The 23,748-nt window shown below is 44.1% G+C and carries 20 protein-coding genes; 1 reads left to right on the top strand and 19 read right to left on the bottom strand.

All coding sequences use genetic code 11. The annotated features are described in order from the left end of the window. Window positions 1-670: 670 nt before the first annotated feature. The 11 genes from ftsY to D0469_RS19960 form a co-directional block, all read right to left on the bottom strand. Complete coding sequence (gene ftsY, locus D0469_RS20015) at window positions 671-1,660, bottom strand: signal recognition particle-docking protein FtsY (RefSeq protein ID WP_233523126.1); 990 nt, start codon at window positions 1,658-1,660, stop codon at window positions 671-673. Window positions 1,661-1,758: 98 nt separating this feature from the next. Beyond that, window positions 1,759-5,325, bottom strand: coding sequence for a chromosome segregation protein SMC (gene smc / locus D0469_RS20010; protein ID WP_117328484.1), 3,567 nt, complete (start codon window positions 5,323-5,325; stop codon window positions 1,759-1,761). Between the two features lie 30 nt (window positions 5,326-5,355). Continuing rightward, the gene (rnc, locus tag D0469_RS20005; RefSeq protein WP_117328483.1) at window positions 5,356-6,099 is read right to left on the bottom strand and encodes a ribonuclease III; all 744 of its coding nucleotides are present in this window, start codon (window positions 6,097-6,099) and stop codon (window positions 5,356-5,358) included. Between the two features lie 762 nt (window positions 6,100-6,861). Further along, window positions 6,862-7,095, bottom strand: a complete 234-nt coding sequence (locus D0469_RS20000; RefSeq protein ID WP_101593738.1) for an acyl carrier protein — start codon at window positions 7,093-7,095, stop codon at window positions 6,862-6,864. A 79-nt stretch (window positions 7,096-7,174) separates the two neighbouring features. Then, entirely contained in the window at window positions 7,175-7,915 is a 741-nt protein-coding gene (gene fabG, locus D0469_RS19995; RefSeq protein WP_117328482.1) for a 3-oxoacyl-[acyl-carrier-protein] reductase, read from the bottom strand. 5 nt (window positions 7,916-7,920) lie between these two features. Further along, entirely contained in the window at window positions 7,921-8,859 is a 939-nt protein-coding gene (gene fabD / locus D0469_RS19990; RefSeq protein WP_117328481.1) for an ACP S-malonyltransferase, read from the bottom strand. A 10-nt stretch (window positions 8,860-8,869) separates the two neighbouring features. Then, the gene (gene plsX, locus D0469_RS19985; protein WP_117328480.1) at window positions 8,870-9,865 is read right to left on the bottom strand and encodes a phosphate acyltransferase PlsX; all 996 of its coding nucleotides are present in this window, start codon (window positions 9,863-9,865) and stop codon (window positions 8,870-8,872) included. Then, the gene (gene fapR / locus D0469_RS19980) at window positions 9,862-10,443 is read right to left on the bottom strand and encodes a transcription factor FapR (protein WP_117328479.1); all 582 of its coding nucleotides are present in this window, start codon (window positions 10,441-10,443) and stop codon (window positions 9,862-9,864) included. Before fapR ends, plsX begins: the two co-directional genes overlap by 4 nt. Before the next feature lie 150 nt (window positions 10,444-10,593). Beyond that, on the bottom strand, window positions 10,594-12,636 hold the full coding sequence (gene recG, locus D0469_RS19975; protein ID WP_117328478.1) for an ATP-dependent DNA helicase RecG: 2,043 nt from the start codon (window positions 12,634-12,636) through the stop codon (window positions 10,594-10,596). Between the two features lie 627 nt (window positions 12,637-13,263). After that, a complete protein-coding gene (locus tag D0469_RS19965) occupies window positions 13,264-14,907 on the bottom strand; it encodes a DAK2 domain-containing protein (protein WP_407675759.1) in 1,644 nt (547 codons plus the stop codon). 54 nt (window positions 14,908-14,961) lie between these two features. Beyond that, on the bottom strand, window positions 14,962-15,324 hold the full coding sequence (locus D0469_RS19960) for an Asp23/Gls24 family envelope stress response protein (protein ID WP_117328475.1): 363 nt from the start codon (window positions 15,322-15,324) through the stop codon (window positions 14,962-14,964). 327 nt (window positions 15,325-15,651) lie between these two features. Between D0469_RS19960 and rpmB the strand changes: the two genes are divergently transcribed. Then, a complete protein-coding gene (gene rpmB / locus D0469_RS19955) occupies window positions 15,652-15,840 on the top strand; it encodes a 50S ribosomal protein L28 (RefSeq protein ID WP_029281412.1) in 189 nt (62 codons plus the stop codon). A 186-nt stretch (window positions 15,841-16,026) separates the two neighbouring features. On the opposite strand, the gene spoVM is transcribed toward rpmB, so the two are convergent. The 8 genes from spoVM to rsmB form a co-directional block, all read right to left on the bottom strand. Then, a complete protein-coding gene (spoVM, locus tag D0469_RS19950) occupies window positions 16,027-16,107 on the bottom strand; it encodes a stage V sporulation protein SpoVM (RefSeq protein WP_101593720.1) in 81 nt (26 codons plus the stop codon). Between the two features lie 100 nt (window positions 16,108-16,207). Next, complete coding sequence (locus tag D0469_RS19945; RefSeq protein WP_117328474.1) at window positions 16,208-16,861, bottom strand: thiamine diphosphokinase; 654 nt, start codon at window positions 16,859-16,861, stop codon at window positions 16,208-16,210. Between the two features lie 148 nt (window positions 16,862-17,009). Continuing rightward, entirely contained in the window at window positions 17,010-17,654 is a 645-nt protein-coding gene (rpe, locus tag D0469_RS19940) for a ribulose-phosphate 3-epimerase (RefSeq protein WP_117328473.1), read from the bottom strand. Window positions 17,655-17,658: 4 nt separating this feature from the next. Further along, window positions 17,659-18,540, bottom strand: coding sequence for a ribosome small subunit-dependent GTPase A (gene rsgA / locus D0469_RS19935; protein ID WP_117328472.1), 882 nt, complete (start codon window positions 18,538-18,540; stop codon window positions 17,659-17,661). Between the two features lie 14 nt (window positions 18,541-18,554). Beyond that, a complete protein-coding gene (gene pknB / locus D0469_RS19930) occupies window positions 18,555-20,546 on the bottom strand; it encodes a Stk1 family PASTA domain-containing Ser/Thr kinase (RefSeq protein WP_117328471.1) in 1,992 nt (663 codons plus the stop codon). Between the two features lie 5 nt (window positions 20,547-20,551). After that, window positions 20,552-21,301: a Stp1/IreP family PP2C-type Ser/Thr phosphatase gene (locus D0469_RS19925; RefSeq protein WP_117328470.1), complete on the bottom strand. Its 750-nt coding sequence runs from the start codon at window positions 21,299-21,301 to the stop codon at window positions 20,552-20,554. A gap of 5 nt (window positions 21,302-21,306) precedes the next feature. Continuing rightward, window positions 21,307-22,383, bottom strand: coding sequence for a 23S rRNA (adenine(2503)-C(2))-methyltransferase RlmN (gene rlmN, locus D0469_RS19920; RefSeq protein WP_407675758.1), 1,077 nt, complete (start codon window positions 22,381-22,383; stop codon window positions 21,307-21,309). Window positions 22,384-22,401: 18 nt separating this feature from the next. Continuing rightward, window positions 22,402-23,748, bottom strand: coding sequence for a 16S rRNA (cytosine(967)-C(5))-methyltransferase RsmB (gene rsmB / locus D0469_RS19915; protein WP_117328468.1), 1,347 nt, complete (start codon window positions 23,746-23,748; stop codon window positions 22,402-22,404).

Genomic DNA, 23,748 nt, shown 5'->3' with positions numbered 1-23,748 from the left:
CTTAAAGTAAGGAACGCCGACTAACGTCTGGCACGTCCTGTGCCAAACGTCGGCGTCAGCACATCCTGTGCAAGTCCGGCAAGCATAAGACGAATTCCGTAGGAAGGCGTTCTTTGCCTTCTGTAGGAATTAGGCTTATGACCTCGAGAGGCTAGGCGCTGCAGCTGAACATCTGTACATTTTCAAAAAAGGAGACTTTGTACCAAACTATAAATGCGGAAGCGCCTTAAAGTAAGGAACGCCGACTAACGTCTGGCACGTCCTGTGCCAAACGTCGGCGTCAGCACATCCTGTGCAAGTCCGGCAAGCATAAGACGAATTCCGCAGGAAGGTGTTCTTTGCCTTCTGAAGGAATTTGGCTTATGACCTCGAGGCCGACTAAGAACGCCACGTCCTGTGCCAAACGTCGGCACTAGCACGTCCTGTGCGTCGGGGCTAGGCGCTACAGCTGGACATCAGTACACTTTCAAAAAAGAAGACTTTGTACCAACTTGAATCCTGAAGCGCCTTGCTAGTAAGGGTGAACGGCTAAATTTCCCACGTCCTGTGGCAACGCCATTCTGACCCACATCCTAGGCCTTCGCCCGACTTTTAAGTCTAGTTTAATACAGTAGTTATTATATCTGTAGAAACAAACCGGAAGCCACTGGCTTCCGGTTTCAGTCTTTGCCTATTCTTCTTCTTTTTCAATTGCATCAGCGAACAGTCCGTATACATACTTCTCGGCATCGAAATCCTGGAGATCGTCCATTTTTTCGCCTAGTCCAACAAATTTGACCGGAATAGAAAGCTCGTTGCGGATCGCCAGAACAATTCCGCCTTTTGCTGTTCCGTCAAGCTTCGTTAACACGATTCCACTTACATCCGTTGCTTCCTTGAAGGTTTTCGCCTGGATCATTGCGTTTTGCCCGGTTGTTGCATCAAGCACAAGTAGAACCTCATGTGGGGCCCCCGGTATTTCGCGTTCTATTACACGTTTTACTTTTTCAAGTTCTTTCATCAAATTCACTTTATTTTGCAGTCGGCCAGCCGTATCACAGATTAAGATATCGGCATTCCTTGCTTTAGCGGACTGGACCGCGTCGAACATCACAGCTGCAGGGTCAGACCCTGCAGCCTGCTTAATAACGTCCACACCAACACGCTCGCCCCATACTTCAAGCTGCTCAATCGCCCCAGCACGGAATGTATCCCCTGCTGCCAGAAGCACTGACTTGCCTTCTTCCTTGAATTTGTGTGCAAGCTTTCCGATTGTCGTTGTCTTGCCCACCCCATTCACACCTACGAATAGGATGACAGTCAACCCCTCAGCCTGAATATTAAGCTCGGATGACCTATCACTGTTGTTATTGTATATCTCCACAAGCTTTTCTGAAATAACCGACTGCACCTCTTTTGTATCAGAGATGTTGCGGCGCTTCACTTCCATCCTAAGCTCTTCAGTCAGCTTCATTACTGCATCGAATCCAACATCTGCCTGAATCAGAATTTCCTCAAGCTCTTCAAAAAATTCCTCATCGACCTGACGGTAACGGGCCACAAGGTCATTTATTCTTCCGGTAAAGGAATCCCTTGTTTTCGTTAATCCTTCTTTGAACTTCTCAGTCATCGAGTCTGACTGGGTCGTAAACTTATCCTTCAGCTTCTTAAAAAAACTCATTTTATTCACTTCCTTTTTCCGATGATCCATCAATAGCCTATGGCAGGCTTCTTGATTGCATTTCATTGTTCCAACAAAACTATTGCCAAGCAAGGAACTTAGATCTCTGCAAATTCTTTTGATTCATCAATCCGTACAGAAACAAGCTTTGAAACACCTGATTCCTGCATCGTGACACCATACAATACATCAGCTTCTTCCATCGTTCCTTTACGATGCGTAATAACAATGAATTGGGTCTGACTGCTGAAATGTTTTAAGTACTGGCTGAATCTCAGCACATTTGCTTCATCAAGGGCTGCTTCTACTTCGTCAAGGATACAGAATGGCACAGGCCTGATTTTCAGGATTGAAAATAACAGCGCAATCGCAGTCAAAGCCCGTTCGCCACCTGACAACAGGCCAAGATTCTGAAGTTTTTTTCCCGGCGGCTGGGCTATAATATCCACACCTGTTCGCAAAAGGTCACTTGGTTCGGTTAGTTTCAGTTCCGCTCGTCCGCCTCCAAATAAAGCTTTAAAGACGGATTCAAACTGTTCCCGGATAGCATAAAAAGTGTCCGAAAACCTCTTTTTCATTTCGTCATCCATTTCCTCGATGACTTTAAACAAAGTTTTCTTGGCCTCTTGAAGATCTTCCTTTTGCTCCATTAGAAAATGGTAACGTTCAGAGACCCGTTCATATTCATCAATGGCCCCAAGGTTAACAGTTCCCATTTCTTCTATGGCCAGCTTGATCAGCTTAACCCGCTTTTTTGCTTCATCAGCAGGCATTGTCATTGGGTGCTTTTCCTTCGCCCCCTCAAAAGTGAGGAAATATTCCTCACGAAGGTGATCCAGTCTTGTTTCAAGCTCAACATCCAGCCGGTTTAGCTTTACTTCGTCATCTTTAACCACTTCAGCCAAACCTTTATGGATCCGTTTCAGTTCTTTTGTTCCGATTTCCATGTCCTCAACCAAAGCATGCAGCTCCATCCGTTCCCTTCTTCTTGTGGAAATAAGGGTGATGGCTTCTTGTTTATCCTGTGATTTCATGGCGGCAGCCTTTTCGAGTATGTGCTCTCCGCTTGAATTGTCATGCATTTCATTAGTTAACAACGACAAGTCATCCTGATATTCCTCCAACTTTTCCTGGAGGGCGGTTAATTCCATTGTGATTCTATTTACGTTTTCCTGCTGATTATAAAGCTGGCTGCTTTTAGAAGCCAAAGTAACCTTCAGATCATTTGTTTCTTGAGAAAGAGTTTCCTTTGATGATTGCTGGGTTTGTTTTTGCTTGGTCAATTCAGCAATTTCCTTGTCAAGGCGGCTAATGGAAGACTGGCAATCTGCCAATTGGTCTCTTAGTTCACCCAACCGATTTGTTCTGGATTCCTGTTCCTCGTTTAACGATGACTTTTCCAAGTCATAAAGCCTCAGCCGCTCATTAACATTCTTTTCTTCGAGCTCTACCTGCTTGCTATCGCCTTTTATACTCTGCTCATCCATGCGGAGAGCTTCACCTGCTTTACGGATGTCCTCAATCTTTTCTTCCTGGCTTGCAATATCAGCCTTAAGTTTTTTAACATGTTCTTCAAGCTTAGCTGTTTTTTCCTCCATACCCGAAAGCCTTGTTTTCAGTTCTTCCAGTTCTCCCTTTCTTGAAAGCAATGAAGCGGTCTTCTGCTTTACTGCGCCCCCAGTCATGGAACCGCCCGGATTGACAACATCGCCTTCCAAAGTTACAAACCGGTATTTATGCTGTACCAATTTGGCAAGTTCATTGGCTCCCCTAAGATCCTTGGTAACTATCACTGTGCCAAGCAAATTAGTGATAATAAAGCGGTATTTTTCATCAAAATCTAGCAAATCAGCCGCCGTGCCGATAAAGGCTTGGTGGTTCTTCAAGTAGGAAAGCTGGGTTTCCGGGATTTGCCGTCCTTTAATAACCGAAAGAGGAAGAAATGTCGCGCGGCCATAGCCGTACTTTTTCAGAAAGGCAATGGCGTTGCGTGCATGTTCTTCATTAGCAGTAACAACATGCTGGGTGGCTCCCCCGAGGGCCGTTTCAATTGCGATCTGATAATCGCGGGGAACGGTTATTAATTCTGCAACAGCGCCTTCTATACCTGCAAGCTGACGGTCCTTGGCCTTTAGTACTTCCTTGACTCCCTGAAAAAATCCGGCATACTCATCTTCCATTTCTTCAAGCATTTCCTTGCGGGATTTCGCCTGCTGCAAAAATTGATACGCCTGGTACAAGGTTGTCTCCTGTTTTTGATAAGCTGACTTCACATTGTCCAGCTTTCTCTGTTCATTCCGAAAGAAAGTTACATGGTCTTCTATTTCCTGCTGCAAGGCTTTCAGTGATTCCATCAGCGCTGTTTTTCTTTCGCCGATGTTTTTTCTCTCTACAATATATCTCGAGTTTTCTTTATCGAGCCTCGTGTTTTTATGATCCTGCTGGCTGATTTGCTGCTCAAGATATCGAATTTCGTTATTTGCGGTAGCCTGCTTGTTCAGCCATTCAATATAATCGCTCTTTAGCGTTTCAATTATCTCTTCCAGGTTGGAATTAAAAGCTGATAATTGTTTCTGCTTTTCCTGGAGCGTTCCAGTCAAATCCTTGACCTCTTGCTCCAGCAGTTCCAATCCTTGTGATTCTGCAATTTTTTCGAGTTCCAGTGCCTTAATTCTTGTGGATGCCTCTTCAATTGATTTTTCAAGGCCCTGTTTGTTTTGGGAAGCGTTCTTTTTACGTTCCTTTAAAACTTCTTTTCTACCCTCTAATTTTTCGAGCTCCTCGCTCGCTTGAAGGAGCACTTCCTGAAGATCATTGATTGATTCATCAAGTGCTGTGACACGGTCGCGTGCCTCCTCAAGCTCCGCTTCCTTTTTTTGTAATTCAGCGGCCTGCTTGACCTCCATATCACTGTGTTTCTCCAGTTCTTTGGAAATAGATTGCCACTTTTCGTGGAGCGATTCAATTTCAAACACAGTAAGAGCCACTTCAATTTGCTCCAGCTCTTCTTTTTTCTCCAGATAATCAGCAGCTATGGACGCCTGGATCTTTAAGGGCTCCACCTGTCCTTCAAGTTCATGCAGAATATCCTGCACTCGATTTAAGTTTTCCTGGGTCTCCGAAAGCTTTGATTCAGCTTTTCTCTTTCTGCTCTTATACTTAAGGACACCGGCAGCTTCTTCAAAGATAATCCTGCGTTCTTCAGATTTGCTGCTCAGAATTTCTTCAACTTTACCCTGGCTGATAATAGAAAATGCTTCTTTCCCAAGTCCTGAATCCATAAATAAGTCAACAATGTCCTTAAGCCGGCAGGGTTGTTTGTTAATTAAAAACTCACTGTCCCCGGACCGATAAACCCTTCTTGTCACACTGACTTCCTGATAATCAATTGGTAAAAAGCCCGATCCATTATCAAGGGTCAGGGATACTTCAGCAAAATTGACTGCTTTTCTTGAATCGCTTCCCGCAAAAATGATATCTTCCATTTTTGCGCCGCGCAGTGATTTTGCTGACTGCTCTCCCAGCACCCACCGAATTGCGTCCGTAATGTTACTCTTTCCGCTTCCGTTTGGGCCAACAACCGCGGTTACGCCGGGTACAAATTCAACAGAAATTCTTTCTGCAAAGGATTTGAATCCTACAACGTCTAATCGTTTGAGGAACATTTCATTTCCCCCCTCATGTAAAAACTATCACTAGCTGTCATGCTGCTTGTTTTCGCGCAGAGCTTGGAGCGCCTTTTGCGCAGCGCGCTGCTCGGCCTCTTTTTTGGAACGTCCGGTCCCTGTGCCTAATTCCTGGCCATTCAAGGAAACCCGGGACTGGAATTCACGGTTATGAGCTGGTCCAGTTTCCTGTAGGATTTTATACTCAACAATTCCTGAACCATCCCTTTGGATAAGCTCTTGCAGCTGGCTTTTATAATCCATCATATGAGAAAAAGCACCCTCATTAATTTTTGGGAAAACGACTCTCTCCAAGAAAGAAACAACAGCTTCAAGCCCCAAGTCAAGATATAGGGCGCCGATAAATGCTTCAAACACATCCGCCAGCAAGGCAGGGCGTTCCCGTCCACCGGTCATTTCTTCTCCTTTTCCAAGCAATACGAGCTCACCAAATGACATATCATGGGCAAACTCTACCAACGACGGCTCACAAACAATAGAAGCCCTGAGCTTAGTAAGTTCCCCCTCACTCATCATTGGATATTTTTTGTATAAAAATTTTGAGATCGTCAGCTCCAATACGGCATCCCCTAAAAACTCAAGCCTTTCATTATCCTCATAAGGCTTGCGGCGATGCTCATTCACATAGGATGAATGGGTAAAAGCTTGCCTTAACAAATTTTCATCATGAAAGGCGAAGCCAATTTTTTCCTGAAATTCTTTAAATTTCGTTTCTTTTATTGATGCTCTTCTTTTCTTTCCATTTTTCTGCATAAAGCCCTCCACATAAGAAATGCGCAAGCACCCTGGTCAGCCCCGACAAGCATAAGACAAGCGCTGACAAAAGGCGCTTTTTGCCTTCCGAAGCGATTGGCTTATGACCTAGAGGGGCTGGGTGCTGGAGCTAGACATCTGTACTTTTTAAAAAGGAATGCTTTGTTATCCATTAATAACCAGCAAGCGCCTTGTTAGCCCGTGAAGGAAATAGGAAAAAACCCGGAAGGCGGTTTTTTGCCTTTCGAGGGCTTTTATCTTTTCCACAGTGGGCTAGGCGCTGGAGCTAGACATCTGTACTTGTTCAAACAGTTATAGTTTTTATCTTTCATGAATGCACAAGCGCCTTGTTAGCCCGTGAAGAAAATAGGAAAAAACCCGGAAGGCGGTTTTTTGCCTTTCGAGGGCTTTTATCTCCTCCACAGTGGGCTAGGCACTGGAGCTAGACATCTGTACTTGTTTAAACAGTAATAATATATATTATTTTTAAAGAAATCCGCAAGGTCCCAAATGAACGTCGACAAACATCTGCAGCGTCCTGGGCCAAACATTGACACCAGCAAACCCTCACAAAGTTGGCGGTTTGTTTCGAACGTTCTACTCTCTTCCTGGCGACGCCGGAATTAGCACGTCGTGTCACTGGCGCTTTATTTCCTATGGGAAAAAAGTTGTTGGACACACTTAGTCATAATTAAAAGTTAATCCATTCTTACAGCAGAAAGCTCCGTTTTAATAAACGGAGCTCACCCTGGGAACATTTGATTACATAGTACTTTGTATGTAACTCACAGCGTCTCCAACTGTGACGATTTTTTCAGCATCATCATCTGAAATTTCCATTCCAAACTCGTCCTCAAGTTCCATTACCAATTCCACAACATCTAAAGAATCAGCACCTAGGTCCTCTTTGAATGAAGCTTCCAGTTTTACTTCGGATTCTTCAACACCAAGTCTATCCACGATGATTTTTGTTACGCGCTCTAATACTTCTGCCACTGCATTCACCTCCCCTCAAGCCATTATAGTCGATTTCATTACAATAATAAACGGTTTATTCTGTAAGGTAAAGCCTTGTTTACATTACCATACCGCCGTCCACATGAAGTGTTTGGCCAGTCATATATGATCCGCCCTCTGAAGCAAGGAAGGCAGCTGTGACGGCAATATCCTTTGGATCGCCGAACCGGGCAAGAGGAATTTGCTTTAACATCGCTTCTTTTACTTCTTCTGTCAGTTTGTCTGTCATATCCGTTGTGATAAACCCAGGAGCGATAGCATTCACAGTGATTCCCCTGGAAGCAAGCTCTTTAGCTGCCGTTTTAGTCAGCCCTATAACACCTGCTTTCGCAGCAACATAGTTCGCTTGTCCAGGATTCCCGCTTACACCGACAATCGATGCAATATTGATAATCCGGCCGCTTCTTTGCTTCATCATTTGGCGGGTCACTGCTTTCGTGCAAAGAAATACACCTTTAAGGTTTGTGTTAATTACATCATCCCACTCTTCCTCTTTCATTCTCATCAAAAGGTTGTCACGGGTGATGCCTGCATTGTTAATCAAAATATCCAGGCTGCCAAAGCGTTCAATCACAGCCTTTACCATATCTGTTACAGATTCCGAATTGGAGACATCACATTGAATGGTACAGCTATCCCTGCCCATTGCCTTGATTTCATCAGCCACTTCGTTTGCTTTTGCCTCACTGCCAGCAAAATTAATCGCTACATTCGCACCCTGCCTCGCCAGCTCCAGAGCAATTTCTTTTCCGATACCTCTTGATGCACCGGTTACCAGCGCTGTTTTTCCTTCAAGCATTCCCTTTACCCCCTAATGGCCTCGGTCGTTTTTCGCAGGCTTTCTGCATCTGAAATGGAATACACCGTTACAGAACGATCAATTTTTTTAATTAAGCCTCCAAGTACCTTTCCAGGTCCAATTTCAATAAATGTGTCGACACCAAGCCCTAGAAGCGTATGAATGCTGTCTTCCCATTCTACAGGCGAGTAAAGCTGCTCCACCAGCTTTGTCTTCATTTCTTCAGGGTCGGATATGGCACGAGCCGTTACATTTGATATAACCGGAATCACTGCCGGTCTAATTGTAATACTCTCGAGCACTTTCAGCAGTCTACTAGCGGCAGGTTTCATTAGTTCTGAGTGAAAAGGACCGCTGACTTCAAGCGGGATAGCTCGTTTTGCCCCTTTTTCCTTTGCTGCTTCACAAGCTTTCTTTACACCTTCAGCGGTACCGGATATAACTATCTGGCCTGGGCAATTAATATTTGCAAGCTGAACGGGATCTCCCTGGCGAGACACTGCGTCAGTAACTTCTCCGAGAAGGCCGCGATCCATTCCAAGAATAGCCGCCATTGAGCCCTGTCCGCTCGGAACAGCTTCTTCCATAAACTCTCCGCGCTTGCGGACAGCAAAAACTGCCTCTTCAAACTCGATGGCTCCTGCAGCCACCAGTGCTGAATATTCTCCAAGGCTGTGTCCCGCAGTATAATCTGCTGTAATTCCAGCTTTAGCTGCAAGCTCAAGGAGTGCAATGCTGGTTGTTAATAGTGCAGGCTGCGTGTTTGCTGTCTTTGTTAATGTTTCTTGCGGCCCTTCGAAAATAATCTGAGATAAAGAAAAATCCAGTTTCCTATCTGCCGCTTCAAATATCTGCCGCGCAAACTCGTTTGAAGCATATATATCTTTGCCCATTCCGACCGTTTGGGAACCCTGCCCAGGAAAGACAAATGCTATTTTTCCCATACCAATCCCCCTACTCTGCTGTTTTTGCAGCTTCAATCATTTCTTTTATAGTTCCTGCTACATTATGCTGTACCATTATGCGGGTCTGCCTGATAGCACTGAAGAAGGCTGTTGCATCAGATGAACCATGAGCTTTGATAACTGGTGCCTTTAAACCAAAAAGCCCGGCACCTCCATACTCGGAATAGTCCATTTTCATTTTGATGTCTCTCAATTCCGGTTTTAAAACCCCGGCTGCTAGCTTGCTTTTCAGACTACTCGTCAAAGCTTCCTTTAGCATTTTAAAAACAGAAAATGCAGTGCCTTCAATCGTCTTTAAAACCATATTGCCTGTAAAGCCGTCTGTGACTACAATATCAGCTGCACCTTCAAGCAAATCGCGGGCTTCTACATTCCCGATGAAGTTAAGGCCCGAATCCTTCAATAGCCCAAAAGCTTGCTTTGTCAGGTCATTTCCTTTTGTCTCTTCAGTCCCGATATTCAGTAATCCGACCCTCGGACTTGCAAGGCCTCTTACCTGTTGGGCATAAATCGAACCCATAATTGCGAATTGCAGCAAGTGCTCTGGCCGGGCATCGGAGTTTGCCCCAACATCCAACAGGACAAAGCCCTCGCCGGCAACAGTGGGAAGAGTTGGAGCAAGCGCTGGACGTTCAATTCCTTCAATCCTGCCTACAACAAATAATCCTGAAGCCATCAGGGCGCCAGTATTGCCTGCGGATATACAGCCATCGGCGTTTCCGTCAGCCACCTGCCGGGCGGCAAGCACCATTGAAGCATTTTTCTTGCGCCTTACTGCCCTTACAGGTTCATCAGTCCCTAAAATCTGTTCTTCTGTATGTAAAATCGTAATTCGTGTATTATCTTTCAGATGCTGCTTAATCTGCTTTTCATCCCCGACTAGCAGAATTTCTAAGTCCGGAAATTCCATAACAGCTTTCATGGCCCCTAATACAGGTTCCTTTGGAGCATGATCTCCACCCATTGCATCTATTGCTATTTTCATTCTAATTCTTCCTTTTCTGCGGTTGTTGACCGGAACATTTCAAATTCCCCTTTGAATACCAGTTCCTGGCCGACATAGCTGTTGACTTCAACAAGCGTCCGGTCATTCTTATCAAGGGATTTAACTTTCGCCTTGGCGATTACTCGCTCACCTTGCTTGACGGGCCTGGTAAATACTATACCCGCCCTTGCCGTTAATGCAAGCTCATCATTTATAACTGCTACTGCTAGGGAATTTGCCTGTGCAAATAAGTGATGGCCCCTTGCAATTTTATTCCGTTTAAATACATGTTCAGCGGTAATATCTAATATTGATATCGCACTTTGGTCAAGGTCGATATCAATTACTTCCCCGATTACTTCTTCTAGCGGCAGCGCCCTGACTTCGTCACTGAATCTCTTTTCCGCCACATTCTTGATTCTCTCACGGAGTTCCGGAATAGAAAGCTCTAGCCGATCCAGCCTGACCGTTTGGACACTGACAGAAAATGTTTCAGCCAGTTCTTCATCTGTAATAAAAGGATTATGCTTAATCGTTTCGACTAACAGATGCTGGCGTTCCTTCTTATTCCGTCTCATTTGAAGGTCACCATCCGTAGTATTAAGACTAGGTACTAATAGTAGTATAAAGATAATAAAAACAGATTGCAAGAATTTGAATAACTCTCCCAATCTGTTTTCAGTTTCCATAACGTATTATATTTGCTAATGATACAGAAGGTTTTTTGGCTAATCGAGCTTTTCGCTGCCCATAGCACCTGATTCTTGTAAGTACTCTCTAATAATTTTATATTCGGGAGCATTCCAGAATTCATCAGATGCTATCAATTTGGCAGCATCATTTCTGGCTACTTCTAGCGTTCGATAATCATGGACCATGTCTGCCACTTTAAACTCAGGGACCCCACTTTGTTTTTTGCCAAAGAAGTCACCTGGACCTCTAAGTTCAAGATCCTTCTCGGACACAACAAAGCCGTCGTTCGTTTCCGTCATGATCTTCATCCGCTCTTTTCCTGTTTCTGACTTAGGATCGGCAAGCAGGATGCAGAATGATTGGTCGCTGCCTCTACCTACCCTTCCGCGAAGCTGATGAAGCTGGGCCAGACCAAACCGTTCAGCATCGTAAATAACCATTACTGTTGCATTGGGAACATTGACACCTACCTCAACGACAGTAGTGGATACTAGTACCTGGGCAGTGTTTTCGCTGAAAGCCTTCATAACTGTTTCTTTTTCCTCCGGATGGAGACGTCCATGCATCAGGCCAACGCGGTACCGCCCGGCGAAATACTGGGTCAGAGCTGCATGCACATCAAGCACATTTTGAAGCTCCAGCTTTTCTGATTCCTCAATCAGCGGACAGATAACATATGCCTGCCTTCCCTTCTGGAGTTCCTTCTCTATAAAAGAAAGCACACGGGGAAGCATATCCTGCTTTGCCCAATAAGTCTCAATTCCTTTGCGTCCAGCAGGCATCTCATCAATGGTTGAGACATCCATTTCACCAAACACGGTAATTGCCAGCGTTCTCGGGATTGGGGTAGCAGTCATAAACAGGACATCCGGATTCTCACCTTTTTCCCTAAGTATCCTGCGCTGTTCTACACCGAACCGATGCTGTTCATCGGTTATCACCAGCCCAAGTTTTTGAAAATGGACCTCATCCTGAATAAGGGCATGGGTCCCGATAATAATGTCGATTTCACCTGCTTTTAACGATTCCAGCAGCTCCCTGCGCTTTTTTCCTTTTATTGAACTTGTAAGCAGCGCTGTTTTGAGTCCCGCAGGTTTCAGCAAATCCTTGAGAGAAGCAGCATGCTGTTCAGCAAGGATTTCAGTCGGAACCATAAGCGCCCCTTGATAGCCTGCAGACACAGAAGAGAGCAGGGCGATGGCGGCCACCACTGTTTTCCCTGACCCAACATCCCCCTGCAGCAGCCGGTTCATCCTGTATGGAGATTTCATATCGGCACTAATTTCATTGACGACCCTTTTTTGGGCATTGGTTAATGGAAAAGGGAGACTTCCTATGAATTCCTTTACTTCTGATAAATTATATTTCTGCTGAATGCCTTTCGTTTCTTCTCGTTGCATCTTTCGCAATGCTTGCATTTTCAGCTGGAAATATAGAAACTCTTCATAGACGAGGCGTCTTCTGGCCTGTTTAATATCTTGCCCTGAGAGCGGAAAATGCATGGTGCGAAGTGCGTCCTTCCTTGGCATTAGTTTATACTCTGATAGGATATTGCGGGGAATGTTTTCATTAATTTGTTCCCCATACACGGCAAAAGCTGCTGCAATAAACTTTCGCAGGGTTTTTACAGTCAAGTTTCCCCTTGTACCATAAACCGGTTCAAAATCTTTCTCTTTTTTATATGGACCTGCAGTGAATTCATTGGCTGTAATAGTCTGTCTATTGCGGTCCCATTTCCCTGTAACTGTAACAATGTCATTGATTGCCATTTTGCTTTTTAAATATGGCTGGTTGAAGAAAACGACTGAGACAAGATTCCTTCCTGCAAGAAGCTTTATGGTAAGCCGTGACTTCTTTTTGCCAAAGTACATTAATGAAGGCTGGCTGTGGATCTTGCCTTCAACAGTTACCCTTTCTTCATGCCCAGCATCCTCTAAATCCTTCAGCCTGTAATCCTCATAGCGGTAGGGCAGATGTTCGAGAAGGTCGGCAATAGTATAGATATTCATTTCGTTCAATGAATTGGCCGTTTCCTCTCCAATTCCCTTCAGCGCGGAGACCGGATCATTGATGTTCATGCGGTTTCTCCCTCTACATTCTATTTTTCTTACTCTATTATCGCTCAAACCGGCCAATTATTCCAGAAATTATACAAACTGATGTTCCGATCGATACGGAAAACGCAAGCGCATTGATTAGCGTAAGGACTGCTACAATCGCCAATGTTGTAACTTAAACCCGATCAACCCTTGTCCATTTATGACGTCAGCACTAGCGCATCCTCACAAAGCTGCCGTATTATTTCGTGAGATCCCTCGGTGCCAAAGCGTGTCATGGCCTGTGCGTCGGGGCTTTATTTTCCTGCGAAAAAAAATTGCTGAGTGCTGGAGCTGGATATCAAGAAAGCGGAAGCGCCCTGTTTTAGAGGAAGAACGGCTAAATTCGCCACGTCCTGTGGGAACGCCGTTCTGACCCACGTCCTGTGGGCCTCCGACAAGCATAAGACAAGTGCTGAAAGAAGGCGCTTTTTGCCTGCTGATGACCCTGAGGGGCTGGGTGCTGGGGCTATACTCTGTACAGGTTAAAAAAGTCTTTTTTTCCAAATAAAAAAACTGCTCCATCATACCCTGTGCCTATAGCAATCTGCATTTCAAGCAATTCGCTCTCTTTAGGCCGGTACAATGGAACAGCTAATTCATTGTTGCTTATTCAATTGAAAAAATGAAAGAATATAACGGCTGGTTTCCGTTGTGAATCTCTACCTCTGCATCTTCGAAGTTTTCATTGGCAAATTCAACAATTAAGTCTACCTCTTCCCGGCTTGCTTCTTCACCGTACAAGATTGTCAGAATTTCTGATTCTTCATCCATTATTTCCTTCAGTAATTCCTTGGCAGCCTGAACCTTATCCTTGTTCTTAATCACGATTTTTCCGTCTGCAAGCCCCATAAAGTCACCTTTTTCGATTTCAAGCCCGTCAATGCTTGTATCACGAACTGCATAGGTAATTTGCCCTGTTTTCACATGACTTAGCGCATCCTTCATCGCTTCAGAGTTTTGCTCTGGTTTAGCAGAAGGATTAAAGGCCAGAAGTGCGCTCATTCCCTGAGGAACAGTCTTGGAAGGGATAACAATAATATTTTCCTCCAGCACATCTGCAGCCTGCTCAGCTGCCATGATGATGTTTTTGTTATTAGGCAGAATGATTACGTTCTTGGCATTTGTTTCCTTCACTGCCGTAACGATATCCTCCGTGCTAGGATTCATCGTTTGGCCGCCCTCTATTACAGCGTTCGCCCCAATGCTTTTAAATAGTGAAGTGATACCTGACCCCATTGCAACAGCGACAATACCATACTCTGATTGTTCCTTCTTAGCGGGTTTCATCTCTGTATTTAATTTGGAATGAGTTTCTCCAACGATACTGCTGTGCTGTTCACGCATATTTTCGATTTTTAACTTTATTAAGCTGCCGTATTTCTGGCCATAGTTTAAGCACTCACCCGGCTGTTCGGAGTGAATGTGCACCTTAACAATTTCGTCGTCGGAAATAACCAGCAGAGAATCACCGTATTCACTTAGATCATTACGGAATTGCTGTTCGTCGAATGGCTTTTGTGACATCTTATCCTTTTCAAGCTTGACCATAAATTCGGTGCAATAGCCAAAAACGATATCTTCCGTGTTGATATGTCCCTGAACGTTTATATGATGCTCAGCACTTACCAGCTCATCCATTGAAGGACCATTATACTGTGTTTCAGGCAGCTTTTCACCCTTCAGTTCGGCAAGGAAGCCTTCATAAACAAGCACAAGCCCTTGCCCGCCGCTATCGACTACGCCAACTTCTTTCAGAACCGGCAGTAAATCAGGCGTTCTATTTAAGGATGCCTTAGCTTCCTTAAGAGTTTCTTCCATAACCGCAATGATGTCTGTCTCATTTTTAGCAGCAGCGACAGCGCGTTTGGCCGCATCCTTTGCAACCGTCAGGATTGTTCCCTCAACCGGCTTCATGACTGCTTTGTATGCTGTTTCGACACCTGCTTCAAAAGCATGAGCAAATTCTTCACTGTTAATAGATTGCTTATGCTCTATAGATTTGGAAAATCCGCGGAATAATTGCGAAAGGATTACTCCTGAGTTTCCGCGCGCCCCCATCAGAAGTCCCTTTGACAAGGAAGCCCCGACTTTTCCAATATGGTCCTGCACATTATCCTTAACTTCCTTAGCGCCCGAAGTCATGGATAGATTCATATTTGTCCCGGTATCACCATCCGGCACTGGAAAAACGTTCAGAGCATCAACCATGTTTGCATTCGCTGCAAGATGGTTGGCACCCTGGATGATCATTTCAGCAAAACGCTTTCCATTAATACTTTTAATCGACACAAACTTTCCTCCTTACTATGGGTTCGTCACTCGGACTCCCTGAACAAAAATATTTACGGAATCCACAGCAAGTCCAACCGTTTTATCAAGAGTGTACTTTACTTTTGATTGAACATTATGGGCAACCTCTGATATTTTCGTTCCATAACTTACAATTATGAACATATCAATATGTACTTCATCGTTTTCCTGGCGAACGATAACACCCTTAGCAAAGTTTTCTCTTCTTAACATTTCCGCGATTCCGTCTTTAAGCTGCTTTTTGGAAGCCATCCCTACAATGCCATAGCAGTCGACAGCAGCTCCGCCGGCAACCGTAGCGATAACATCATTTGAGATATCGATCTGACCGAACTTCGTTTTTAATTCGATGGACATTAATCGTTCCCCCTTTGGAAATTACTCCATTGCTATAGACATTTTACTATATTGTCATTTTTTTTAAAAGTAAAGATCGCAAAACGCTTTCAGGCCAGTACTTTAAGCATGGGATTTTCAGGCCTGACACTCTTTTTTTTCGTTACTGTCTTATTATAAAGCAATCACTATAGTAATATGTCAAGGTTTTTTTCTTGAAACCTTAGAACAGAAGTATTGCATTCTAACTGCATGTGTGTTAAATTATTAAAGTGTTTTCTAAAGACTTATAAAAGACTTAAGAAGATTGATACTTAAGCGTAGCACGTAGTTAGGAGGGAATTTAATATGGCACGTAAATGTGTAATCACTGGAAGAAAAACTCGTTCTGGTAATAGCCGCTCTCACGCAATGAACGCAAGCAAGCGTACATGGGGCGCTAACCTTCAAAAGGTACGTATTTTAGTTGACGGCAAACCTAAGCGTGTATACGTTTCTGCAAGAGCTCTTAAATCAGGCAAAGTAGAACGCGTATAATGCTCAGGCATCCTTGATAATAAGGATGCCTTTTTTATTTCTCGGCATAAATGAGTTTTTCATACGGGTTTGGGCTGCCATCTGGCCATTTGCAGCAGATTTTAATGTGTTCAAGCTTTATGGTAAAACAGAATTAAAAAAACACCCACTGAGCTGGGTGCTAAGGATGTTCCATTCAATTCATTTTTAATCTTTTTTAAATGCTCCGAGCATAGCGCGCACTAACCCGCCCAGAAATCTTGGCAATTTAATTGTATAAAATTTCATAATGCCCCTCCTCGCAATATCTCACTTATTTCAATTTAAGCTTATCAGGAGATATCCAGACATCATCACTCATGCCCGCTTTTCCCATATAAGCGTGAATTCAATCACGGCTTCTTACCACCAATAATATGCCATCCGTAAACGAAAAAGTACCATTGTTTGAAATAAGTTCGTTGCTGACGCATAATGAGAAACCCATTTTTATATCCATATTGTCTAAAGGATATTTAAAGCCGTTAAGAGTAATCCCTTTTACTTCCCGGGTAACAGGCAGAAATGATACATACCGAAACTCTGTCTGCCGGGAAATATGGTAGGTGCCCGGTTTACGTACGGTAATCATATTCAAACGGTCAACAACATGAATTTCAGGGTCATCACTGTTCAGAAGTACCTCATCTCTTGTTAAAAGCTGAATGTTGGCAAGCATATGGTCGAGCCTGCCTCCAGTTGCCCCGAAAATAAAGATATTTTCCGCTTTTTGTGACATGGTCCAGTTGAAGGCGATTTCCATATCAGTTTCATCCTTTTCGGATGGATAAATTTCCAATTCGCCCAGCTGTGCCGTGATCAAGTCTAATTCGTCTCCGGTTACTGAGTCAAAGTCTCCAAAAGCTACATCAGGCTTTATTCCTTTTTCAAGCAAAATAAACACACCACGGTCAATCCCTACCCATAAAGTGCTGGGAGATTGATAGAGGCTTAAATCAGGCAGCAGTTCAGGTGGTCCTCCTGCAACAAGGCATATATTCATAAACAAGCACCCCCTTCTTTATTGCTTTTATATATATAAGTAGACCCTGCCATCAGCCGCTCTCCGGTGAATAACAGGGTCTGTTTTTCCACAGCTAGAAATTCTGCATACTGCGTTTGAAGCAGTCAGCTTCGCTGCATTTATAACCTTAAATTCCCCGGATATTTTCGATTGCAGCCTTCCGGTCCAATTGATTAAAGATAGCTGATCCTGCTACCAGGACAGTTGCTCCCTGCTCAACGCAAAGCTTAGCAGTTTGAGCGTTAATGCCGCCATCCACTTCAATTTCCAGCTGAAGTCCTTTTGAATCTGCCATTTCTTTTACTTCTCTTATCTTTCGCAAAGTGGAAGAAATAAAATTCTGGCCTCCAAAACCTGGATTTACAGACATAAGCAGCACCATATCGAGGTCCTCTATAATCTGCTGAATCGTTGAAACTGGAGTTGCTGGATTTAAAACTACTCCCGCCTTAACACCTAATGATTTAATAAGCTGGATCGTTCTATGCAAATGAGGGCAGGCCTCGACGTGAACTGTTATATAATCTGCACCTGCTTTTGCAAAAGCCTCAATGTACCGGTCCGGATTTTCAATCATCAGATGTACATCAAGCGGCAGCTTTGTTACAGGGCGGATCCCTTCAACGATAAGCGGACCTATGGTGATATTCGGGACAAAATGGCCATCCATAACGTCAACATGGATATAATCAGCACCGCCAGCCTCAACATCACGAATTTCCTCTCCCAAGCGCGAAAAATCCGCAGACAATATTGATGGTGCAATCTTCATCGCATTAATACCTCGGCTTTCTCTCTCTGATTTCATCTAAAAACTGTATATAGTGATGGTACCGGTAATCAGGGATTACTCCATCCTCGACCGCTCCTTTAACCGCACATTTAGGTTCTTTGTCATGGAGGCAGCCACGGAATTTGCATAACTCTCCGGTTTTGTGAATTTCCGGGAAACAGTAGGATAGCCTTTCTGCTTCAATCTCAATGAACTCCAGCGAACTAAATCCCGGAGTGTCAGCTACAAGGCCGGTCCCGATATGGATTAACTCGACATGTCTCGTCGTATGCTTTCCCCTGCCAAGATGTGTAGAGATATCGTTCGTTTTGAGCTCAAGTTCCGGGTTAATGGCATTTAATAGCGAAGATTTCCCGACACCGGATTGACCGGCAAACACGCTGATTTTATCTTCCAGAAAAGGCAGCAAACGTTCTGTTCCATCTGAAGTAACGGAGGATGTAGCAATAACAGTATAGCCCATTGCTTCATAATCCTTAATATACTGATCCAGCTCGTCTTTACTGCCAGATGAGGCCAAATCCATTTTGCTGACAACAATAATCGGCTCAATCTCATTATCCTCGATGAGCACTAAAAATCTGTCGAGCAGTGCAGTGCTAAAGTCCGGTTCCACAGCTGAGAAAACCAGTATAGCTTGATCGACGTTGGCAATTGGCGGCCTGATTAGTTCATTTTTTCTCTCATTCACTTCCAGGATATACCCATCCGTGATATTCTCAGCCTGGTAAACAACACTGTCCCCTACCAAGGGGGTGACTTTATTCTTGCGGAATACCCCTCTTCCCCTGCATTGCACAATCTTATCTCCATCCAAGACATAATAAAAACCGCTAAGAGCTTTAATAATTTTGCCTGAAGGCATAGCATCACTCCTTATTATTCTTCATCAGGATACGGAACGTACTCTTCAAAAATTGTTGTATTGTCCCTGATTACTTTATAGATAGCTGTTGTACCAGGTGCTATTGTAAAAGTAAGCGTTTCTTTTGCAGTCTCCGTAATAAAGAAGCTATTATCAAGTACAGAAATATCCCGGGTCATATCTTGGATGAATATTTGTACTTCCTGTGGCTCCCCAGGGGTCACAGGAGCATATTCTATCGTGATGTCCCTTGTTACCTGTTTGGGAGGAAGCTCTTCCTTTCCTTTTGAGAGAACTACCTTGACGGTGCTGCCTTTATTGATTTTGGTATAAGCTGCAGGCGACTGGCTGATAACCTGGCCGACAGGGATTGTGTCGTGATATTCTTCTTTATCTACCTCAATAATAATCCCAGCCTCATCTTCATAATCATCCAGGCTTTTTTTCGTGTATTCCTTCAAGTCCTTAAGAGTGATTTTATCCGCGCCTTTGCTGACCACGAGCTCAAGCACTGTTTCGGAGGGAACGACTTCTGTGCCTGGCGAAGGCGACTGTTCCAGGATGGTACCGGGTTCACTTTCTTCGTTGAATTCTTCCTGTATATCGATTTCTTTGAATCCGATTTCCTTGAGATTAGGCTGTATTGTTTCATATAGGCGCTCGCGGTAATCAGAAAGTTCAACTTTTCCCTTCCCGGTACTCCGGTAAATATCAATCTCTTGGCCTTCTTTTACAAGCTTACCTGCTTCAGGGTCAGTTTTGATTACCGCACCATCAGGAATTTCCTCATCTTCAAGTTTATGAGTCTCGCCAATTTCAAACCCTGCACCCATCAGAGAAGTTAAGGCGTCATCAAGGTCTTCTCCTCTTACGTCCGGTACCTTTACCTCTTCAGGACCCAGGAGCTGAGGGAAAACCGTCACAGTAAGGATGCCCAGCGTTAATAGCAGAGTAAAAATTATTAGTAGAGTAATCATTACCTTTTTGCCTTTTTTCTTGTCTTTTGGGGCGGTGTTTTTCTTTTTTTCCTTTGGCTGTGACTGTTCGGCATTGACGATTGTCGATCTGTCAGGATCCCTGATTAATGTTTCTTCCCTCGGCGGCACATTGTCATTAGTTATGATGGGGATTGCTTTCGTAGCTTCCTCATCTTCTGGGATAGTAAAAGGCGTTTCATTGATCCGCTCCGGCTGCAAGGCTGTACGGATATCATCTTCCATTTCGTCAACGCTGCTGTATCTGTAATAAGAATCCTTGGCTGTCGCTTTTAAAATAATATTTTCCACGCTCTGAGGAATTTCTGGATTCCAGCGGCGGGGCGACGGAGTTTCTGATTGAAGGTGCTTCAATGCAATGGAAACAGCAGATTCCCCTGAGAAAGGCAGCCTCCCAGTTACGATTTCAAACATTACAATTCCCAGTGAATAAATATCGGATTTCTTATTGGCCATTCCGCCCCTCGCCTGTTCAGGAGACAGGTAATGGACAGAACCCAGGACGGCGTTCGTCTGGGTGATGCTAGTTGCACTTAATGCCATGGCAATCCCGAAATCTGTTATTTTAACATTGCCATGATCATCAATTAATATATTCTGAGGCTTAATATCTCGATGAATAATTCCATTATGATGGGCATGGGCAATAGCCGCTGTAATCTGTTTCATAATATCGACCGCTTTTTCGATCGGTATCGGATAATACTTTTGTATGTACTGCTTTAATGTCAGACCTTTAACATATTCCATGACGATATAGTAAATGTCTTTTTCTTCGCCGACATCATATATGCTGACTATATTTGGATGAGCCAGGGAGGTAGCAGACTGCGCTTCCCGGTTAAACCGTTTAATGAACTCTTCATCATTGGAAAAATCCATCCGCAAAATTTTTAGCGCAACCTCACGTTCTAAAATCATATCCTGTGCCAGGTATACGTTGGCCATACCGCCTCCGCCTACCATGTCTAGAATTTTATACCGGCCGCTGATTCTCTTTCCTATCAGCATCCGTATCACCCGCCTTCACTTTCATTGAAAAATTCCACTAGGACAAGGGTGATATTATCTTCGCCTCCATGATCATTGGCAAGCTCAATCAGCCGGTCGGCCTTTTGTTCCAGATTAGTGTCTCTCGTTATTACATCAAGCATCTCAGGCTGTGAAACCTTGTTGGATAAACCATCAGAACAAAGCAGGAGTATGTCCCCTTCTTCAAATCCGATTGTCACTGTATCCATCACCACGTTCGTTTCGGTGCCCAAAGCTCTCAGAAGTACGTTTTTTCGGGGATGGTGTTCTGCATCCTCTTTGGAAATCTGACCGGACCTGACAAGTTCATTGACTAGAGAGTGGTCTTCGGTGATTTGTTTGAATCCGCTTTCGTTATAAATATAACAGCGGCTGTCACCAATATTAGCCACTGTTGCAAAGCGGTCAGTACAAATAGCAGCGACAATTGTTGTCCCCATGCCATTGCATTCAGAGTTATTTGCAGAATGCTCAAATAGTAGCTTATTGACGTGGACAATATTGTCGCGGAGCCATATTTCAGCATCCTCCGGTGTCTCCATCGGCCCTGATTCTGCCCAGCGGGACTGGAGCTCCTGAATGGTCATTGCGCTTGCAACGTCACCAGCACGGTGCCCGCCCATGCCATCTGCAACGATGGCCAGGCGGACTCCCTTTGAGCTTCTAAAAATCCCTCCGTTATCTTCATTATGCTGGCGGACTTTGCCACGGTCACTTTTAAAAATAGCTTTCATAGCCCTCACCTCGTCTCTTCTTTACGCTCCTTTGCCCGGAGCTGACCGCAGGCCGCTTCAATATCATGGCCCTGTTCCCTGCGGATGGTGACATTAATTCCGCGCTTTTTAAGCGTCTTTTCAAATTCGAAAATTTGTTCACGAGGTGTTCTTACATAGTTGCGTTCCGGTACATAGTTTACTGGTATCAGGTTAACATGGCATTTTAACTCTTTTATCAATGCTGCCAATTCTTCTGCATGTTCTACCTGGTCATTGACACCGCCAAACAGCCCGTATTCAAAGCTAATCCTTCTGCCTGTCTTGTTTGTATAATATTTCACCGCTTCAATAAGCTCAGGGAGCTTGTATGCACGGTTGATTGGCATCAGCCTGCTTCGAAGTTCAGTATTCGGCGCATGTAGTGAAATTGCAAAATTAATCTGCATGTTTTCATCGGCAAATTGATAAATTTTCGGGATGATTCCACTGGTAGAAACGGTTATGTGGCGCGCCCCGATATTGAGGCCTTTTTCGTGATTAATCGTTTTTAGGAAAGAAAGCATTGCATCATAATTATCGAACGGCTCACCTATACCCATAATTACTACTGAACTTACCCTTTCCTCTGTTTCATCAAGTGCCTGTTGGACATTTACGACCTGGGCCACGATTTCTCCTGCTTCCAGGTTTCTTTTTAAACCCCCAAGAGTGGATGCACAGAAGGTACAGCCGATTCGGCATCCGACTTGAGTGGTAACACAGACTGAATTACCATAGTCATGGCGCATCAAAACGGTTTCAATTGAATAACCGTCATGCAGTTCAAATAAAAATTTTATTGTCCCATCACTCGACGTATGCTTAATCAGCGTTTTTAACGTGGTTATTGTAAAATCCTTGGCCAGCTTTTCACGAAGCTCCTTTGAAAGGTTGGACATATCCTCAAAGCTTGATGCTCGCTTTTTATATAGCCAATCAAATACCTGTTCAGCCCGGAAAGGCTTTTCATCATTGCTTTTAAGCCAATCCTTTAATTCATGAAGCTCCAGGGAATAAATGGACCGTTTTTTCTCTTCTGTAGCGGCGGTAGTTTGTTCAATTGTCTTTTCTTCCAATTATTACACCTTCTTTCTGAAGCAAGCTATATAAAAACCATCACTGCCAAAATCCTGTGGGAAAATTTGAATCTCATGCTGGTCTACAAATGGCTGTACTTCTTGTGGCATACGGTTAGCAAGGGATAAATCCGGTTCAAAATCCGGATGGGCGCTCAGGAAGGCATCAGCTACCCTTTCGTTTTCTTCCTTATCCACCGTACACGTGCTATAAACTAGTGTTCCTTCCTGTTTTAAAAGGGGAGCAACCGCCTGAAGCAGCGTTCGCTGAATACTTGAAAGCCTCATAATATCATTTTCTGATTTGGAATACTTCAAATCAGGCTTACGACGCATTACCCCTAAACCTGAACATGGGGCATCTACAAGAACTTTATCAAATGTTTGCTGTTCAAACAGCTCCCCTGCTTTGCGGCTATCGGTTGCTTTTATTTCGATATTATTCAGATGCAGTCGTTCAGCCTGTTCCGCGACAAGTTTTACCTTGTGCTCATGAAGATCAAGGGCAAAAACTTTACCTGATGACAAGCCTTCTGCAATATGGGTCGTTTTTCCTCCAGGTGCAGAACAGCTGTCCAGCACCCAATCATCGCCCTTAGCTCCAAGGGCATATGCAACAAGCATCGAGCTTTCGTCCTGAATCGTTAACAAGCCTTCCTTGTAAGCATTAGAGTGTGCGAGATTACCCTTCAGGCACCTGATTGCTTCGTGAAGAATAGGACTCGGTTCCACATAAAACCCTTCTTCCTCAAGACGTAAGATCAGTTCCTTCCTGGACAAAATCGTTTTATTTACACGTGCCGTCTGCACAGGAGCATGCAAATTCAACTCACACATAGCCTCTGTCTTATCAAAGCCGAATTGGTCAACCCAGCGCTTCACAAGCCATGTTGGATGGCTTGTGGAAATGGCTAAGCGTTCGTCCTCATCCTTAATTTCATCAAGGGATGGCAGGCCTTTGCGCTGGATATTTCTTAATACCCCGTTTACCATTGAAGCTATTCCTTTATGACCGCGTTTTTTAGCGATTTCTACTGCTTCAAATAATATTGCATGATCCGGGACCTTATCCAGGAATGTCATCTGGTAGACCGACAGGCGCAGGAGAATCATAACCCAGTCCTCTACTTTTTTTCCGTTACCCAGAAAGGGTTCAAGAAAATAATCAAGAGTCATCCTGCGCTGCAGGGTTCCATACGTTAATTCCGTAAGAAGCCCGCTGTCTGATTGGGAAAGCTTATATTTGTTAATAGTTGAATTAAGCAGTAAATTGCTGTACGATTGGTTTTTTTCAACCGATTGGAGAATCTCAAGAGCAATTTCGCGAACTCCTTTTTTCTTAGCTGCCAT

This window comes from Peribacillus saganii (assembly GCF_003429095.1).
Taxonomy (GTDB): Bacteria; Bacillota; Bacilli; order Bacillales; family DSM-1321; genus Peribacillus; species Peribacillus saganii.
Note: the sequence above shows the minus strand (reverse complement) of the source record. Positions and strands in the feature narration are given on the sequence as shown.